At 41.2% G+C, this 19,791-nt stretch carries 14 protein-coding genes; all 14 read right to left on the bottom strand.

What is annotated here, in order from left to right; genetic code table 11:
• Nucleotides 1–86: 86 nt before the first annotated feature.
• A complete protein-coding gene (locus BIV16_RS03610; RefSeq protein ID WP_075679738.1) occupies nt 87–1,580 on the bottom strand; it encodes a glutamate synthase subunit beta in 1,494 nt (497 codons plus the stop codon).
• A gap of 16 nt (nt 1,581–1,596) precedes the next feature.
• Nucleotides 1,597–6,150 carry a glutamate synthase large subunit gene (gene gltB / locus BIV16_RS03605; RefSeq protein ID WP_075679307.1) on the bottom strand — a complete coding sequence of 1,518 codons (4,554 nt, stop codon included), beginning with the start codon at nt 6,148–6,150 and terminating at the stop codon, nt 1,597–1,599.
• Between the two features lie 419 nt (nt 6,151–6,569).
• Complete coding sequence (locus BIV16_RS03600) at nt 6,570–7,349, bottom strand: Rpn family recombination-promoting nuclease/putative transposase (RefSeq protein ID WP_075679308.1); 780 nt, start codon at nt 7,347–7,349, stop codon at nt 6,570–6,572.
• 119 nt (nt 7,350–7,468) lie between these two features.
• Nucleotides 7,469–8,245 (bottom strand): CPBP family intramembrane glutamic endopeptidase, encoded by a 777-nt coding sequence (locus BIV16_RS03595; protein WP_075679309.1) that lies wholly within the window; start codon nt 8,243–8,245, stop codon nt 7,469–7,471.
• Nucleotides 8,232–8,879 carry an HAD hydrolase-like protein gene (locus BIV16_RS03590; RefSeq protein WP_075679310.1) on the bottom strand — a complete coding sequence of 216 codons (648 nt, stop codon included), beginning with the start codon at nt 8,877–8,879 and terminating at the stop codon, nt 8,232–8,234. The genes BIV16_RS03595 and BIV16_RS03590 overlap by 14 nt, the downstream gene beginning before the upstream one ends.
• A gap of 2 nt (nt 8,880–8,881) precedes the next feature.
• Nucleotides 8,882–9,709, bottom strand: a complete 828-nt coding sequence (folK, locus tag BIV16_RS03585; protein WP_075679739.1) for a 2-amino-4-hydroxy-6-hydroxymethyldihydropteridine diphosphokinase — start codon at nt 9,707–9,709, stop codon at nt 8,882–8,884.
• Nucleotides 9,710–9,772: 63 nt separating this feature from the next.
• Nucleotides 9,773–10,579, bottom strand: coding sequence for a dihydropteroate synthase (gene folP, locus BIV16_RS03580; protein ID WP_075679311.1), 807 nt, complete (start codon nt 10,577–10,579; stop codon nt 9,773–9,775).
• Nucleotides 10,580–10,683: 104 nt separating this feature from the next.
• On the bottom strand, nt 10,684–11,238 hold the full coding sequence (gene folE / locus BIV16_RS03575; protein WP_075679312.1) for a GTP cyclohydrolase I FolE: 555 nt from the start codon (nt 11,236–11,238) through the stop codon (nt 10,684–10,686).
• Nucleotides 11,239–11,244: 6 nt separating this feature from the next.
• The gene (locus tag BIV16_RS03570; RefSeq protein ID WP_159435915.1) at nt 11,245–12,546 is read right to left on the bottom strand and encodes a bifunctional folylpolyglutamate synthase/dihydrofolate synthase; all 1,302 of its coding nucleotides are present in this window, start codon (nt 12,544–12,546) and stop codon (nt 11,245–11,247) included.
• Nucleotides 12,547–12,562: 16 nt separating this feature from the next.
• The gene (locus BIV16_RS03565; protein WP_075679314.1) at nt 12,563–14,800 is read right to left on the bottom strand and encodes a DNA gyrase/topoisomerase IV subunit A; all 2,238 of its coding nucleotides are present in this window, start codon (nt 14,798–14,800) and stop codon (nt 12,563–12,565) included.
• A 20-nt stretch (nt 14,801–14,820) separates the two neighbouring features.
• Nucleotides 14,821–16,743 (bottom strand): DNA gyrase/topoisomerase IV subunit B, encoded by a 1,923-nt coding sequence (locus tag BIV16_RS03560; protein ID WP_075679740.1) that lies wholly within the window; start codon nt 16,741–16,743, stop codon nt 14,821–14,823.
• Between the two features lie 89 nt (nt 16,744–16,832).
• Nucleotides 16,833–17,918, bottom strand: a complete 1,086-nt coding sequence (locus BIV16_RS03555; RefSeq protein ID WP_075679315.1) for a PucR family transcriptional regulator — start codon at nt 17,916–17,918, stop codon at nt 16,833–16,835.
• 77 nt (nt 17,919–17,995) lie between these two features.
• Complete coding sequence (locus BIV16_RS03550; protein ID WP_075679316.1) at nt 17,996–19,108, bottom strand: ABC transporter ATP-binding protein; 1,113 nt, start codon at nt 19,106–19,108, stop codon at nt 17,996–17,998.
• A gap of 199 nt (nt 19,109–19,307) precedes the next feature.
• On the bottom strand, nt 19,308–19,748 hold the full coding sequence (locus tag BIV16_RS03545; protein WP_075679317.1) for a dUTP diphosphatase: 441 nt from the start codon (nt 19,746–19,748) through the stop codon (nt 19,308–19,310).
• Nucleotides 19,749–19,791: the final 43 nt, after the last annotated feature.

Raw genomic sequence — 19,791 nt, 5'->3', positions numbered from 1 at the left:
AACAAAACCCCCTTCTTAAAAAACCCCGCATAAATGACTGCAACCATTTATGCGGGGTTTCCTTTTTCTTATGGAATTGTTATCTGCTACTGAACAGACAGGTAAGAATATCCCATCAGACTTTCGTCGACTTCTCTTGCGACTTCTCTGCCTTCCCGGATTGCCCATACTACTAAGGACTGTCCTCTATGCATATCACCTGCGGCGAATACATTTTTCACATTGGTAGCATAAGCGCCTTCTTCTGTTGCCACATTAGTTCTGGCATTTAAGTTTACGCCAAATGCATCGGCAACATACTGTTCTGTTCCAAGGAATCCGGCTGCGATTAAGACTAAATCTGCCTCCATCTTCTTTTCAGAACCGGCAACCTCTTCCATTATTGTTCTTCCGGTCTTTTCATCTTTTTTCGGCTCTAATTTTACTGTCACAAGACCGTTTAAATTTCCGTTTTTATCTTTGGTAAATTCTTTTACGGTAGTCTGATAAATTCGTGGGTCGTGTCCGAATACTGCGATTGCCTCCTCCTGGCCGTAATCAGTCTTTAAGACCTTCGGCCACTCTGGCCAAGGATTGTCCTCTGCTCTCTCCTTTGGCGGCATTGGCATCATTTCAAGCTGTGTCACACTTGCACAGCCATGACGGATTGAGGTTCCCACACAGTCATTTCCGGTATCACCGCCACCGATGATGACAACTTTCTTTCCTTTTGCAGAAATATATTTGTTATCCTTTAAATCGGAGTCTAAAAGGCTCTTTGTGGTTGCTTTTAAGAAATCAACTGCAAAATAGATACCCTTTGCATCTCTTCCCGGAACCTTGATGTCTCTAGGATTTTTTGCTCCACATGCTAAAATCACACGGTCATATTCCTTTACTAATTTTGCTGCCTTAATATCTTTTCCGACATTGACTCCTGTCTCAAATACAATGCCTTCTTCTTTCATGATTGCAATCTTTCGGTCAATCACCCATTTTTCCAGCTTCATATTTGGAATACCATACATTAAAAGCCCGCCCACACGGTCATCTCTCTCGTATACCGTTACCTGATGGCCACGTTTGTTTAACTGGTCTGCCGCTGCAAGACCGGATGGACCGGAACCGATGATTGCAACCTTCTTTCCGGTACGGACCTTTGGTGGGTTTGCCTTTGCATATCCCTGTTCGTATGCATTTTCAATGATTCCGTTCTCATTCGCTCTACAAGTTACCGGATCTTCCCAGTGTCCACAGGTGCATGCAGCCTCACAGAGTGCTGGGCACACTCTGGAGGTAAATTCTGGGAAGTTGTTCGTCTTTGCCAGACGGTTATATGCCTGCTCCCAATTTCCTGTGTATACAAGATCATTCCACTCTGGTACTAAGTTATGTAACGGACAACCTGATGTCATTCCACAGATATTCATTCCTGCCTGGCAGAAAGGAACTCCACAGTTCATACATCTTGCGCCCTGAATCTGCTGTTTTTCTTTTGAAAGCGGTGTGTGGAACTCGTTAAAGTTCTTAATACGCTCTTTTGGTGCAACTGCGGCTGCATTCTCTCTATCATAATCCATAAATCCCGTTGGTTTTCCCATCTTCTTCAATCCTTTCTCACATCTTTGCATTTGCATAGAATGCTTCAATCTGTGCCTGTTCGGAAGATAAACCTTTCTCTTCCATCTGAACGATTGCCATTAACATACGATTGTAATCATAAGGAATGACTTTCTTAAACTTCGGTAAATATTCGCTGAAGTTATCTAGAATCTCTTTTCCTTTTTCAGAATTGGTAAAGGAAACATGTTCTTTAATCATATCCTTCAATTCCATGACATCGTATTTATTGGTTACTTCCTCTGAAAATACCATCTCTTTGTTGATTCTGGTATAGAGATCATTGTCTTCATCTAAAACATAAGCGATACCACCGCTCATACCTGCCGCAAAGTTCTTTCCAGTTTTACCAAGAATTACAACACGTCCACCTGTCATGTATTCACAGCCGTGGTCACCAACACCTTCTACGACAGCGGAAGCTCCCGAGTTACGGACGCAGAAACGTTCGCCTGCCACACCGCTGATAAATGCTTTTCCGCTTGTCGCACCATAAAGTGCTACGTTACCGATGATAATGTTTTCATCTTTTTTGTATTTGACACCAGCCGGCGCATAGACAACCAGTTTACCACCGGATAAACCTTTTCCGAAGTAGTCATTGGAATCTCCGACAAGCTCTAAGGTAAGTCCCTTTGGAATAAAGGCACCAAAGCTCTGTCCACCTGCACCGTTACATTTTACAATGAAGGTATCTTCCTCTAAGGTATCATCGTATTTCTTTGTGATTTCAGAACCAAAAATGGTACCAAATGAACGGTCTGTATTGGTTACTTCCACCTCGATGCATCTCTTTTGCTTGTTGTTTAATGCAGAAGAAAGCTGTTTTAACAATACGGTCTCATCTTTTGTCTTTTCTAATTCAAAGTCATAAACATGCTTTGGATCAAAGGTCACTTTTTCTTTTGGACCTGCAAATGGGTTGTTCAAAATCTTGCTTAAATCCAACTCTTTTTCATGGCCGGTTAAATCTTCTCTTACCTTTAACAAGTCGCTGCGTCCGACCATCTCATCGATTGTCTTGCAGCCTAATTTTGCCATGTACTCACGTAATTCCTGTGCGATAAAACGCATGAAGTTTTCTACATATTCTGGCTTTCCTGCAAAACGTTTTCGAAGTTCAGGGTTTTGTGTTGCAATACCAGCCGGGCAGGTATCCAGGTTGCAGACACGCATCATCACACATCCCATGGTTACAAGCGGAGCTGTTGCAAAACCAAATTCCTCTGCTCCAAGCAATGCTGCGATTGCAACATCACGTCCACTCATCAGTTTACCGTCTGTCTCGATTCTTACCTTATTACGAAGTCCGTTCATAATCAGTGTCTGGTGTGTCTCGGCAAGTCCAAGTTCCCAAGGAAGTCCTGCATTGTGGATGGAACTGCTTGGTGCTGCTCCGGTACCACCGTCATAACCGGAAACTAAGATAACCTGTGCTCCTGCTTTCGCAACACCGGCTGCGACGGTACCTACACCAGCCTCAGAAACCAGTTTTACAGAAATTCTCGCATCACGGTTGGAATTCTTCAAATCGTAAATCAACTGCTCCAAATCCTCGATGGAGTAAATATCATGATGAGGTGGTGGAGAAATCAATGCTACACCTGGTGTGGAAAGTCTTGTCTTTGCAATCCAAGGATATACTTTCTTGCCTGGAAGATGTCCACCTTCACCTGGTTTTGCACCCTGTGCCATCTTAATCTGGATTTCTTCCGCACTGACTAAGTAACGGCTTGTAACACCAAATCGACCGGATGCAACCTGCTTGATGGCAGAGCAACGGTTCACCGAACTGTTCTTGCTCTGAATACGCTCCGGATCCTCACCACCTTCACCGGTGTTGGATTTTCCATGTAAATGGTTCATCGCAATTGCAAGTGTCTCGTGTGCTTCTTTTGAGATAGAACCATAAGACATTGCACCTGTTTTAAATCTGGTTACGATGGAGTCAACGCTTTCAACTTCCTCAATCGGAATCTCTTTTTTCGGGAAGTTAAAGTCCATCAGTCCTCGTAAGTTTCCATCTTTTTCTTCTTCGTTTACCAATTTGGTATACTGTTTAAACAGCTCGTAATCGCCACGCTTTGTGGATTCCTGTAAAAGATGAATTGTAGCAGGATTGTAAAGGTGCGTGTCTGCTCCACTTCTCATCTTATGACGTCCCTTGCTGTCTAGCGTTAAATCTGTCTGTAATCCCAGTGGATCGTAAGCTGCGGAATGTAACTCGTTGACATCATTTTCAATATCTTTTAATGTGATACCACCGATACGGCTGACCGTATTTGTGAAATATTTGTCAATTACAGTAGAATCAATACCGATTGCCTCAAAAATCTTAGAACCCTGGTAGGACTGGATTGTGGAAATACCCATCTTAGATGCAATCTTTACGATACCATTGATGATTGCTTTGTTGTAATCATCAACTGCTGCATAGTAATCTTTGTCTAACATATGCTCGTCCACTAACTGTTTGACCGATTCATGTGCCAAATATGGGTTGATGGCACAGGCACCATATCCAATCAGGGTTGCAAAATGATGTACCTCTCTTGGTTCACCGGATTCCAGAATGATTGCAAGTGCTGTTCTCTTCTTTGTCTTAACCAGGTACTGCTGCAATCCAGATACTGCTAATAAAGATGGAATTGCAACATGGTTTTCATCCACACCTCTATCGGAAAGGATTAAGATGTTTGCGCCCTCTCTGTATGCACGGTCTGCTTCAATAAACAGACGATCGAGTGCTTTTTCAAGGCTTGTATTTTTATAGTAGATAATTGGAAGGACAACAACGTTAAATCCTTCTTTTTTCATATTTTTAATCTTCATCAGGTCTGTGTTGGTCAAAATTGGATTTTTCACCTGCAATACCTGACAGTTCTCTGCACATTCCTCTAAGAGGTTTCCGTCCTCACCAATATAAGTTGTGGTAGATGTTACAACTTTTTCACGGATGGAATCGATTGGCGGGTTTGTTACCTGTGCGAACAACTGTTTGAAGTAGTTAAACAATGGCTGATGGTCGTTGCAAAGTGCTGCAAGCGGCGTATCGATACCCATTGCAGAAGTTCCTTCCACCCCGTTTAATGCCATCGGAAGAATCTGGTCTTTTAAGGATTCGTAAGTGTATCCAAATGCTTTTTGCATTCTCTGGCGCTCTTCTTTGGAATATTCTTCCACTCTCTGGTTTGGAATCTTTAAATCCTGCAAACGGACAAGATTACGGTCAAGCCATTCACCATAAGGCTGCATGCTTGCATAACGCTCTTTTAACTCGTCATCATCAATCACACGTCCGGCCACGGTATCAACAAGAAGCATTTTACCGGGACGAAGTCTCTCTTTTACCTTAATCTTGGTTGGGTCAATGTCAAGAACACCAACCTCAGAAGAAAGGATTAAATAATCATCATCTGTGATGTAATATCTGGATGGACGAAGTCCGTTACGGTCAAGCACCGCACCCATGATGTCACCATCGGAAAAGAGGATAGATGCCGGTCCATCCCAAGGCTCCATCATTGTTGCATAATACTGATAGAAATCCTTTTTCTTCTGGGACATTGTGTTGTTGTTTGCCCATGGTTCCGGAATCATAATCATAACAGCAAGCGGTAAATCCATTCCACTCATCACTAAGAACTCTAATGTATTATCTAACATTGCTGAGTCAGAACCCTCTGTGTTGATAACAGGAAGCACCTTCTGTAACTCTCCGTGTAAATGCTCGGATTCCATCGTCTCCTCACGTGCTAGCATCTTGTCGGCATTACCCTTGATGGTATTAATCTCACCGTTATGTACGATAAATCTGTTTGGATGCGCACGTTCCCAGCTTGGATTTGTGTTTGTTGAGAAACGGGAGTGAACCGTTGCAATTGCGGATTCATAATCCTTATCCTGTAAATCCAGGAAGAACTGTCTTAACTGCTCTACTAAGAACATACCCTTGTATACAATTGTTCTGCTTGATAATGAAACAACATAAGTATCATCATTAGACTGTTCAAAAACACGTCTTGCGACATACAATTTACGGTCAAAATCGAGTCCCTTGGCAACGTCTGCCGGACGTTTTACAAAACCCTGCATGATATATGGCATACAGTCAACGGCTTTCTGACCTAATTTTCCAGGATCGTTTGGCACTTCTCTCCATCCAAGGAATTCCATACCTTCTTTTGCCACAATGACTTCAAACATTTTCTTTGCCTGATTGCGTTTCAACTCATCCTGTGGGAAGAAAAACATACCAATACCATAGTCACGTTCTCCACCAAGTTCAATTCCAAGTGGTTTTACAGCCTTTGTAAAAAACTTATGGGAAATCTGTAACAGGATACCAACACCATCACCTGTTTTTCCTTCTGCGTCCTTACCTGCTCTGTGCTTCAAGTTTTCTACAATCTTCAATGCATTCTCTACTGTGGCATGCGTCTTGATTCCCTTGATGTTGACAACAGAACCAATACCACAGTTATCATGCTCAAAAGACGGATCATACAATCCCTTCGCAACTGCGTTGCTCTCGTTAAACTGTTCCTTCATACTTACTTCCTTTCCTATCCTCTGTCTAAATCCAGAACCATTTTCTGTTGATATCAATATACAACTTTTTTGTTTCCTTGTAAACATTGTTTTTCATTGTTATTGTCTGATAGTTTGTGAATTCATATATTGTCATATTATTTTCTGTCTTTATTGTAAATTGTGTTTTACATTTTATACTCATACGCACAATTCGCTCTATCAGATTAATGTAAAAAAATAAGAAAGAGAGGGCTTTTTGCCCTCTCTTTCCTAAATTGTGTCTAAATTGTGTGTCAAAATATAACTACTTTTCCTTCTTATCAGCACTGCTCGAAACGCTTTACTTTATAAAACCAAAAGCGAGAGAAAAACCATGTCATACAATTACTCGGCTTTTCCCTCGCTTTTTAGAATAAAACTTACTTTTCTGTCCTTAATTATATTGTCTCTGTAACTTGATACCCAGCCGCTTTCATCCGTTTGATGAATTCCTGCTCTGTAATTCCCAGCTTTTCCGCGCCTCGTCGTATTCCGTAGTCTCCCTCCTGTACACTCAGGAAAATTTCTTCCTCACGACCTTCTTCTCGCCCTAGGCTGCGACCTTCTTCCCGCATTTTATTGTCTCTCATAAGTAATGTCATATACTCAGTCCTCCATTCCTCATGATTTCTGGCTTTTTGTACCGCCTGTTCCAGATTCTTAACAAGATTAATGTTTCCCTTTTGTCCACTTGTCATCCAATTCAAAAATTCTCTCATTTCTAAGGAAACATCATCTGTGTTTCCTTCTGCACACAGAAAAATTTTTGTAGATTCATCCCCTAGTGCAAGCCTTGGCAACTCTTCACAATAGTTTTTAAATGTGTACTTGTGCAATCCCTGTCCAAACGCATCAAAGGGACAAATGAAAATAAGATAGCTCTTTTTTAGTTCACTGTAATCCGCCCCACGCTCAATCAGATTCAAATCCACCATTCCTTGATAATATCTCGTTCTTTTCGGCAGATTCGTATTGTCTGCCGCCTGCATCTCACAGTCATAAACAACATTTTGGTCATCCTCGCTGTACACGTCGAATCGAATTCCTTTTCCATCTGCTGTAATCTCAATCGGTTTTTGTTTATCCAACATTAGAAACTTTCCAACCTTTTTTCCGATTATAAGTTCCAGTAATTCGTGACACAACTGTGGATTGTTCGTCAGAACTTTACAAAACATGAAATCGTCTGTAAAATTCAACTCCTCATATTTTTTGCCATTCAGGCTCCTTCCACTCTCCCAAGATTATTATATCATCCGATTCTGAAAGGAACAATGTACATTTTATCTAAAATAATTTATCTTTCTCTCGTCAACACCCAGACAATGCAGCCTGCCACCAGCAGACATCCCACCGTCACTCCAATCCCTGCCGGCGTTATCTGATAAGCAAAAGAAAGCCATCCTGTCTCTGCACGTGCAATCGCAATCAGATTTGCCGTTATATGACCCAAAACCGGGATGTAGAGCTTTCCTGACTTTTCCAGCAAAAGTGCCAGAAAAATTCCTAAGATACCAGCATAAAGAAACTGTACCAGATTCACATGAATCAGGGCAAAAAACAAGGCTGATCCTGCGATTGCAATCCTCTCCCCTGCCCAGATTCTAAGGCGTTTGAACACAATTCCACGGAAAAGCATCTCCTCGGCAATCGGAATCAAAAGACCGGAACCTATGATTTCAAATACCATTCCGCCGCCAAAAAATGCCTGGTTCGTCTCCTGATAGCCAGATGATACCTGCATAAGCGGTGTCATCGCAATCAGATTGTTGCAGGCAATTCCAAGCGTGCCTGTGCCAATAACGGCGTAAATAATATACTTAACTACATCCGTAGCTGTATCTTTTTCTTTTCCATCCATCACAATCTTTTCTAACTGCCTATCCTTTCGGTAGAAAGAAAAATACAAAAATGGAATCGTTACCAGGGCACACAGTGTCTGCCTCAGCATATACGTCTCGTTCGCATTGCCAAAAAGCATTCCTGCAAAAAGAAATACGACACTCGAAACCACATAATAAATTCCAACCGGGTAAATAATTTGCCACAAACGGTATCCTTTAATTTGCTTCAATGTAATCCACCACTTCTTTCAAATTATCGCAGACACAGACCGCGCCAAGCTCTTCAAATTCCCTTCTGTCGCCAAATCCGTAACTTACTGCTACACAGTCAATTCCAAACTTCTTTGCACCGCAGACATCATATTTGGTATCTCCCACCAGGCACATCTCACTTTTAGGGATATCGGTCATACGCCTTTCTAACTCTTCTAATACCTCGTCCTTGCTGCTGATTCGCCCATCGTAAGTCGCACCTACAATCTCATCAAAATACTCGGTAATCTCAAACATATTTAAAATTCTTCTGCAAAGTTCCTCTGGTTTTGAAGATGCCAGGGCAATCCGGTATCCATCCGCTTTTAATTTCTCTAATGCCTCTTTCACACCATCGTAAAGTGAACACTCTAAAATCCCTTTTACGTGATAATGCTCCCGGTATTTTGCGGCTGCCTCTTTGCATTTTTCTTCATCAAACTGATATTTTTCGTGAAACATCACCTCTAATGGCGGTCCGATAAAGCATCTTAAATCTGCAAGATTCTCTACTTTTATTCCATAATATGCAAGTGCATACGAAACACTCTTTGTGATTCCTTCCTCGGAATTAATCAGTGTTCCATCCAAATCAAATAATACTGCTCTCATCTCTACTCCGTCTTGTTTTCTTTTAACACACGCAACAACTGTTCTACCGTTTTCCCTAGAATCGGGTGCCTGTAATTCGGGCATAACTGCATCAATGGTTCTAATACGAAGGTACGATTTTCCATATCAACATGTGGAATAATCAGATTTTCATCCTCATAAACCAATTTATCATAAAAAATGATATCCAAATCCAGTGTTCTTGGTCCCCAGCGGCGGATTCTCTTGCGCTGCGCCTTTTCTTCAATCTCATGAAGTACATCTAAAAGTTCCTGTGGTGTAAAAAGTGTCTGAATCGCAATTGCACCATTCCGGAAATCATCCTGATCCGTCACGCCGTATGGCTTTGTCGTAATCACGTCAGAAACGCCCGTTACACGGATTTCTTTCTGTTTCTTAAGTTCTTCTACCCCCATGGCAAGATAATCGTCTTTTTCGCCCATATTTGAGCCCATCGCAAGGTATACGGTATGCCATCCACGCTCAATTGTAACCGACACATTTTCAAACGGCAATCCAATCGGTGCATCTGGTTTACATAATTCAAGTTCAATCTTCTGCAATAATTCATATTCCAAAAGTAATGCCTCGGCAAGCTTTTCTGCCGCTGTCTCAATCAAAAGATAGGTATGCTCCTCGTAAAATTTTGTCATAAACTGACATGCTTCCCCATAGTGAACCGACTTCGTCAAATCGTCGGTCTTTCCAGCGGCTCTGCAGTCTAAATACAGCTTTGCATTGATATAAAAAAACTGTCCGTTCTTTGTTTCCTCCGGGAAAACACCGTGGTGCGCAAAAATTTTCAAATTTGTAATCTTGATAAAATCCATGTTATTTCCTTGCTTTCCTATCATTTTGCTTTTATCGTTTTCTATCATCTTATTTCATGTGTTCTATTTTCCAAGAATTGCTTCCGTCATCTTGATGGCACGATAGTTTTCTTTCACATCATGCACACGCACGAATGCGCAGCCTTTTTCTACGGCAAGAACTGTCGTTACAACTGTACCCTCCACACGTTCGTCTGCCGGAAGATCCAATGTTAATCCAATCACAGACTTGCGAGAAGTGCCAAGTAAAATCGGATAAGATAACAGATGCAAATCCTCTACATAATGAATTGCTTCTAAATTATTTTCATAACTTTTTGCAAATCCAACACCTGGATCTAAGATAATCTTATCGTCCGCAATACCTGCCTTTTTTGCAATTTCAATTGTTTCTTCTAAATCTCTTAACAAATCCTGTCTGAAGTTGGTATAATCCTGATTTTCTCTGTTATGCATCAGGCAGCATGCAACGTTTCCTTTTGCAATGACATCCGCCATCTTATCGTCGTACTTTAATCCCCAGATGTCGTTGATTAAGTCCGCACCCGCCTCGATGGCTGCTTTGGCAACGCCGCCTTTATAAGTATCCACTGAAATTGGAACATCGAACTCACGTTTTACCGCCTCGATTACCGGAACAATACGCTCAATTTCCTCTTCGTCCGAAATCTTGGTGTATCCTGGTCTTGTCGACTCACCACCGATATCTACAATCGCCATTCCATCGTCTAACATTTCCTTCGTATGTTTTAAGGCTAGATCAATCTGATTGAACTTTCCACCATCTGAAAAAGAATCCGGTGTCACATTCAAAATTCCCATTACATACGTGTGATTTGCTACATCAAAATCCTTTGTTCCAATTCTCATCTTTTTTCCCTCTTTTATCTTTCCTCTGTCTTAACTCATCGTTGCCTTTATTTTAACACCTGTAACCTGCCTGATTTGTGTCTGTCTTCCACCCGCAAATCTGCTTATTTTACAAGTGTAAAAAACTGATTCTGAAGTTTCTCATCTTCTTGAAAAACACCTCTTGTTGTGTAGGTCACCGTCTTGCTTCCCGGCTTTTTGATGCCACGCATGGTCATGCACATATGCTCTGCTTCAATCATTACCATTGCTCCTTTGGGCTGCAAATGTTCCATCAGGGCATCCGCAATCTGCGCGGTAAGCTGTTCCTGTAACTGTGGACGTTTTGCGTAGATTTCTACGGTTCTTGCAAGCTTGCTTAAGCCTACAACTTTTCCATCCGGCACATACGCTACGTGTGCTTTTCCATAGAATGGCATGAAATGATGCTCACAAGTAGAATAAAATGTGATGTCCTTTTCTAAAATCATCTCATTATTCTTCGCATGGAATGTCTTAGAAAGTGGCTCTGCTGCATCCTGATCCATTCCTGCAAATATTTCTTCATACATTCTTGCAATTCTGTCTGGTGTCTCAAGAAGTCCCTCTCTTGCTGCATCCTCACCAATTCCTTCGAGAATGAGTTCCACTCCCTGTCTTACTTTTTCTTTATCAACCATTTAAACTCACGCCTTCCTGTCCGTAGCTTTTTTCACTGCTTCTTTCACCTCTGCCAGATAAGAGAGCGATCCAAACGCAAGAATCACATCCTCTTTTTTGCTTTGGTTTAATGCCTGTACCACTGCTTCTTCCACACTTTCTGCCTCCGTCACATCGGAGTGAAACTTTCTTGCTTCTTTTGCAAGCAGTTCCCCGGACAACGCCCGGTCATTGTGTGGAGTGACGGTATAGACCTTTGCTGCAAGCGGCAGCATGATTTTTAACATCTTCTCATGCTCCTTGTCAGCAAGCACCCCTATTATATAAGTTATCCGCCTATTTGTAAAACAATTTTCGACGGTTTTTTTCAGTTGAAGTGCCGCATCCTCATTGTGGGCACCGTCCACGACGACGTCCGGCTCTTTTAAAAGAAGTTCAAAACGCCCCGGCCAGCATGCCTTCTTTAGCCCGTTTTTTATGATTTCTTTGGCATTTTTTACCTGCTCTTTCTGCAACAGCCATTTCGCAGTCTCAATCGCAAGCGAAACGTTAAAAATCTGATACTCCCCTGCCATTGGAATGGTAAGTTCCCCCAGGTCAGGCTCTACAAATGTAGTTGAATCTTCCTCTTTTTGTAAAATATGATAACCTTCTGGATTTGCCACAGTAAGCTTTGCATCCATTTTTTCTGCTTCCTTTAAAATTACCGCAAGCGCTTCTTCTTTTTGCATGGAGGAAAAAGCCGGGCAGCCCTTTTTGATGATTCCTGCTTTTTGCGCCGCAATCTTTGGCAACGTATTTCCAAGGAATTTCATGTGATCCATGCTGATGGAAGTTAAAATGGAGCATACCGGCTTTTGAATCAGATTTGTCGCATCCTCTTTTCCGCCCATTCCGGTTTCTAACAGGACATAATCACACTTTTTCTGATAAAAATAAAGAAATGCAACAGCAGTCTCAACCTCAAAAATGGTAGGATGCGGCATTCCCTTTGATACCAGAATGTCACAGGCATCTTTTACCTGTGACAATATCTTACAATATTCTTCCTCTGAAATGTTTGTTCCATTGATGCTCCATACTTCTAATGGTGTAAAAACAGCCGGTGAGGTATATCTTCCTACCGAAAAACCTGCTTCTTTTAAAATTGCAGCAAGAAAGGCTCCCGTAGAACCTTTCCCATTTGTTCCTGCAATATGAAGAATGTGCAGCTTTTCCTGAACATCCCCCAGTTCTCGCATTAAATTTCTGATACTGGTAAGTCCAAGAATACTTCCGGTCTTGCTGATTGTTTTGCTATAAGCTCTGGCTTCTTCGTATGTTCTCAATGCTCTCATCTCTCTTTTACTTTTTTACACCTTTGGTGTCACGGCTCTGTACATGAAGGCGGTTTAACACGACTTCTTTGCCTTTGACTTCAACAGTTATCGGTTCCTCTGTGTCTAGCAGGTAAACGTTCGTTAAGCTGTCACCCATCGATAATTTCATGCCACGCACACCGACAGCACCTTTTTTCTTCTCTGGAATTGTACCTGTCTCGATGCGGAGGAACATGTCCTTTTCAGACTGCATGACCATATTCTCTTCACCTGTAATCTCATGTACAAAAAGGACTTCGTCTCCCTCGTTTAACTTAGTTGCAGCGGTTGTACGTTTTGCCACGTCAAACTCGCCACCATCTACAACCTTAAGCATCGCTGTCTTTGTTGCAAATAAAACCATGCGTCCACGTATCTGTCCTAATGAAGTGACGTAGACGAGGTCTTCCTGACTACTGCTGTAGTTACTTACATTATCAATCGGTGTTCCTTTGTCACGGAATTTTCCATAAGGCAAATCGAGTACCTTGACAAGATGAAGCTGTCCCTGATTGGTAAACAGACAAATCTTGTCGGTGTTCTTACAGGTTAAAATGTACTTATTCTCGTTGTCTGCCGCCTCTTTGTTTCTCTCGTATGCAGACACGTCAATCGTTTTGGCATATCCAAAACGATCCATCAAGAATACAACATCGGTTTCCTCAATCTTTTTCTCCTCGACAACCGCAGCTTCTAAGTTTGCAATCTCAGTCTTTCTTTCCCTTGCATATTCCTTCTTAAATGCTGTCAGCTCTTTGATGATTACTTTTGCCATCGTCGCACGGTTATTTAAAATATCCTCATAGTTTGCGATGTTTGCCAAGGTCTGCTCATGATCTTTTAACAATGCCTCAATCTCTAATCCGATTAATTTATAAAGACGCATCTCTAAGATTGCAGAAGCCTGTTTTTCTGTAAAATGAAGATTTGCGGCATCCTTTTTAGACTGTTCGGATTTAAACTTGATGTTTCCTGTCTCACCTTCCACCAGACATGCCTTTGCCTCTTTTACATTCTTACTTCCACGCAAAATCTCAATAATCAGGTCAATGACATCACATGCCTTAATCAGACCTTCCTGCACTTCTTTCTTTTCGAGTTCTTTTGCAAGAAGTGTATTGTATTTTCTTGTTGCAATCTCATACTGGAAATCCACATGGTGTCTGATAATCGGGACAAGTCCCATCGTCTCTGGTTTTCCATCCGCAACCGCTAACATATTCACACCAAACGTATCTTCTAATTTGGTTTTCTTAAAAAGAAGGTTCTTTAAATTGTTGACATCAGCGCCTTTTCGAAGCTCTAATACAATACGGATTCCTTCTTTGGAAGACTGGTTTGTGATATCGACAATATCATTGGTCTTTTTTGTCTCTACAAGACTGTATACATCATTCAAAAATTTTCCGATATTCGCACCAATCATGGTGTAAGGAATTTCCGTGATGACAAGTCTTTCTTTTCCACCTTTGACCTGCTCTACCTCTACTTTACCACGGATTTTGATTTTTCCGGCACCGGTCGAGTAGATGGCTAACAAATCATCTTTGTTTGCCACAATTCCTCCGGTTGGAAAATCCGGTCCTTTGATATATTCCATCATCTGCTCGGTATTGATGTCCGGATTCTTCATATATGCAATGACACCATCTATCACTTCTGCAAAGTTATGTGGTGGAATACTGGTCGCCATACCAACTGCAATACCTTCTGCTCCGTTTAATAAAAGGTTTGGTACCTTTACCGGAAGTACAGATGGCTCTTTTTCGGTCTCATCAAAGTTTGGCACGAAATCGACCACATTTTTATCTAAGTCTGCAAGATATGCTTCCTGCGTAATCTTCTGAAGCCTTGCTTCCGTATATCGCATTGCAGCCGCTCCATCCCCCTCGATAGAGCCAAAGTTACCGTGACCATCCACAAGTGGAAGTCCCTTTTTAAAATCCTGTGCCATTACAACCAATGCATCGTAGATGGAGCTGTCTCCGTGCGGGTGATATTTACCCATGGTATCTCCGACGATACGGGCACATTTTCTATATGGTTTATCATAACGGATTCCAAGTTCATACATATCGTAGAGCGCTCTTCTTTGCACCGGTTTTAACCCATCCCTTACATCCGGCAGGGCACGTGCAATAATAACACTCATCGCATAATCGATATATGATTTTTGCATCAACTCAGAATATTCTGTCTGAATAATCTGTTCCTCTGTCTTCATTTATCCTTGTCCTCTTTCTTTTAAACGTCCAGTTCTGCCATCTTTGCATTTTCATAAATAAATGCCTTACGCGGAGGAACGTCAGTTCCCATCAACATTTCTGTCACATCGGATGCCATACGTCCATCCTCAATTTCAACGCGTTTTAAAATACGTGTCTTTGGATCTAGTGTTGTCTCCCATAACTGCTGGGCGTCCATCTCACCAAGACCTTTGTATCGCTGTAATGTGAAGTTACCTTTGTGTGTTTTACGATAACGCTCTAAGGCTGCATCATCGTACAAATATTCTTCCTCGCCCTTGCTTGGAATCGCCTTATAAAGTGGCGGCATTGCCACATACACATGTCCTTCATAAATAAGTTCCGGCATAAAACGATAGAATAATGTCAATAAAAGTGTGGAGATATGAGCTCCGTCGACATCGGCATCCGCCATGATAATAATTTTATCATAACGAAGCTTTGTGATATCGAAATCGTTTCCATATCCTTCCGAGAATCCACAGCCAAATGCATTAATCATTGTCTTGATTTCTGCATTTGCAAGCACCTTATCAATACTTGCTTTCTCTACGTTTAAGATTTTACCTCGGATTGGCAAAATTGCCTGGAAATTACGGTCACGCGCTGTCTTTGCGGAACCGCCCGCAGAATCTCCCTCTACGATAAAAATTTCACAAATGGAGGCATCTCTGCTCTCGCAGTTTGCAAGCTTTCCGTTTGAGTCAAAAGAAAACTTTTGTTTGGTCAAAAGATTGGTCTTTGCCTTCTCCTCTGTCTTACGAATCTTCGCTGCCTTTTCGGCACAGGAAATCACTGTTTTTAAAGTTTCTAAGTTCTTATCAAAGAAAAGCTGAATCTCATCACCTGTTACTTTTGCGGTTACTCTGGACGCATCCTGGTTGTCTAACTTTGTCTTGGTCTGTCCCTCAAAACGTGGGTCCGGATGTTTGATGGATACCACTGCTGTCATACCGTTTCTGACATCCGCTCCGGTGAAGTTTGCATCTTTTTCTTTTAAAATACCAAGTTCTCTTGCATAAGAGTTGATTACCGTTGTAAAGACTGTCTTAAATCCGGTAATGTGGGTTCCACCCTCTGCATTAAAGATATTGTTACAGAAACCTAAAATATTCTCATGGAATTCATTGGTGTACTGGAACGCTGCCTCTACCGTGATGCCTTCACTCTCACCTTTGAAATAAATGACATCGTGAAGTACTTCCGCATTTTTATTCAAATCTTTTACAAAGCCCTTGATTCCATCCTCTTCATGATAGACAATATGCTCTACCTCTTCGCCTCTTTTATCCTCGTAGATAATTGTTAACTTCGGGTTTAAGTATGCAGTCTCATGCATACGGCTTTTGACTTCATCTTCCTTAAATCTTGTTTTTTCAAAAATTTCCGGGTCCGGCAGGAAATTTACCTTTGTTCCGGTCTTTTTCGTCTTTGCAATCTTTGGAAGAAGTCCGTTTTCCAATTCTACTGTTGGCACACCACGCTCGTAACGGTCATGATGCACATATCCGTCTCTGCTGATTTCCACGTCCATAAAGGTCGAAAGTGCGTTTACAACCGAGGAACCTACTCCGTGAAGACCACCACTTGTCTTGTAAGCAGAATCATCAAATTTACCTCCCGCATGTAATGTGGTATAGACAACACGCGCTGCGGACACTCCCTTTGCATGCATTCCAACCGGCACACCTCGTCCGTTATCTTCTACTGTACAGGAGCCATCTGCCTCAAGTGTTACATGGATGGTGTCACATGCACCTGCAAGGTGCTCATCAACTGCATTATCCACAATCTCATAAATCAGATGATTCAATCCTTTTCTTGACACACTTCCGATATACATTCCAGGTCTTTTTCGAACCGCTTCTAATCCCTCTAATACCGAGATGCTATGTTCATCATAAGTTGCCTTGTTTGCCATTTTCCATATCCTTTCTTTCTGTCCTTTCAAAGGAATAGAAAGCTCCATCGAGCTTTCTATTCTCCTAAATCCCTATTCTTTTTGGACTTTTATGCTTTCGTATGTCCCTGATAATGCATATGGTCTAATACCATCATCGCAATCTTGAATGTCATCGCATCATCAAACTTACGAATATCCAATCCTATTATCTTCTCTAAACGTTCTAATCGATACACCAATGTGTTTCTATGTACATATAATTGTCTTGCTGTCTCTGAGATATTCAGATTATTTTCAAAAAACTTCTGAATGGTGGTTAATGTCTCCTCGTTAAAGATATCTGGAATTCCTCCTCCAAACACTTCCTGGATAAACATTTCACATAAACTCATCGGCAGCTGATAAATCAGACGTCCAATTCCTAATTTACTATAAGAAATAATTTCTTTATCTGCATAGAAAATCCGGCCAACTTCCAGTGCCATCTTTGCTTCCTGGTATGATTTGGCTATGTCCTGCAGATTCCGCACACGGTTTCCGTACCCAACACGTACCCTTACCATCGCCTCTGCGTGAAGATTGTCCACAATCATCTCTGCCAGATTCTCCAAATTATCTTCTTCCTTCATGTCTCTGGTGTCCTTGACCAGAATAATGCTCTGTTCGTCCACCTCTGTCACAAAATCTTTTGCTTTGGTCACAAAAAGATTTTTTACCATCTCCATAATCGTGGAATCTTTCTTGCGTTCCACGTCAATCACGAATACCACGCGCTCCGACTGCTCAATATGGAGCTTCTGCGCTTTGTTATACATATCGACAACCAGCATATTGCCCAGCAGAATATTCTGCATAAAATTATTTCGGTCAAATTGCTCCATGTGGGCTGCAACCATATTCCGAATCTGGCAAACTGCCAGTCTTCCTATCATGTAGGCATCTTCTGTGCCTGATTTCGTCAAAAGGATATACTCTACTTCTCCTTCCACGATAACCTTAAAAAAATGGCATCCTGCAAGCATCTGGCTCTCTGCCATCGATACTGCAAATGATGCAACGGCTGTTTCCATATCTCCCTCTGGTTCAAAGGTTGCCGCTACCTGTTTCCCTTTTTCGGTATAAAGAGCTAATTCAATATGTGAAATCTCTCTTATTTCATCTAACGTTGTTTGAATTTTATGATTTGAAATCAATTTATCACTCCATCAGAAAAACTGGGTGTACATCATACACCCAGTCTTTTATTTTTCATTTATTCAATTTTACCGAATTAGTTTGTAATTGTCAATTCTGTTTCTTTATCGAATACATGAATCTTTTCAGCATCAATTGCTAATTTGATGTGATCTCCTAAACGAGCAGGTGTTCTGGAGTCAACCTTTGCAGACATGTTTGCATCAGCAACTTTGAAGTATAACAACACTTCAGAACCTAATAATTCATATCCAGTAACCTCTGTCTCAATTACACTTTCCTGACGTGTCTCAACAGCAATCTGGGAATCATCGATGTCTTCTGGTCTGATACCCATAACAACTGTTTTTCCGTTGTATCCGCCATCGATTAATTTCTTAGCTTTTGCTGGTGGAAGAACAACAGTTGTCTTATCAAATGTAAGAGTAACTTTCTCGCCTTCTACTTTACACTGAGCATCTACAAAGTTCATCTGAGGAGAACCAATGAATCCAGCTACGAATAAGTTGTTAGGCTCGTTGTATAATTTCTGTGGAGAATCAACCTGCATGATAACACCGTCTTTTAATACAACGATTCTGGTTCCTAATGTCATAGCTTCTGTCTGGTCATGTGTTACATAGATGATAGTAGCTTTTAATCTGTTATGTAAGGAAGCAATCTCAGATCTCATCTGCACACGAAGTTTTGCATCCAAGTTTGAAAGAGGCTCATCCATAAGGAATACCTTAGGATTACGAACGATTGCACGACCCATGGCAACACGCTGTCTCTGTCCACCGGATAAAGCCTTTGGCTTACGGTCTAATAATTTGTCAAGGTCAAGAATTCTAGCAGCTTCTTCTACTTTTTTCTTGATTTCATCCTTAGGAACTTTTCTTAATTTTAATCCGAATGCCATATTATCAAATACAGTCATATGTGGATATAAAGCATAGTTCTGGAATACCATTGCGATATCTCTATCTTTTGGTTCAACATCGTTCATTAATTTTCCATCGATTCTGAATTCACCAGAAGAAATTTCTTCCAAACCAGCAATCATACGAAGTGTTGTTGATTTACCACATCCAGATGGTCCAACGAAGATGATGAACTCCTGATCTGCTACTTCAAGATTGAAATCCTTAACAGCTTCGAAACCGTTAGGATATACTTTACAAACGTTTTTCAATGATAAACTTGCCATTGTTCTAAATACCTCCTGTTGTGTACGTCTCTCGTACTTGATAAGTATATGATACAAAAAAACAGCCGGAAACGCCATACACCACTTAAACAAATAATTTTGTTATTGTTTGTGACATATCACCGATTTTTCGACTGTTTTCTTATTCATTCGTCAATCTGACGAGTTTTCACTTTCTAATTGTACAGATTGACGAAGGCTAATTTTTTCCGGTACTGCCAATTCCACCACGGTTCTCATTTCCAAGGTGCTCCACTTCCTCAAATACAATCTGAGGCTGGTGACGCTGGATTCTGAACTGGCAGATTCTGTCATTGACATTGATTTCCGTATCGCGCACTGCAAGTACAGGCATCATATAAACATCGTTATCACCACAGTAAGTCTCATCAATGACACCCATATGGTTCGTCTGAATAATGCCAAAATTCTTATAGGTAGAACTTCTTGGTACAATAACAGCTTCATATCCTTTTGGAAGTTCCATGGAAATGCCAAGGTTAATCAGTTTAAATTCTCCTTTTTTTAAAACAACACGCTCTGCTGCACGCAAATCAATCCAGTCACTTTTTCCTTCAATGTATTCTAACTTGCTAATCTCACTTGAATGATACTTAATCTTAATTCTTTCTGTCTCCATCTTTTTCCTCTTTCTTTTAAACGCTTTCTAATTATGGAAAAGA

The sequence above is a fragment of the Roseburia sp. 831b genome (genome assembly GCF_001940165.2).
GTDB lineage: Bacteria > Bacillota > Clostridia > Lachnospirales > Lachnospiraceae > Roseburia.
Note: the sequence above shows the minus strand (reverse complement) of the source record. Positions and strands in the feature narration are given on the sequence as shown.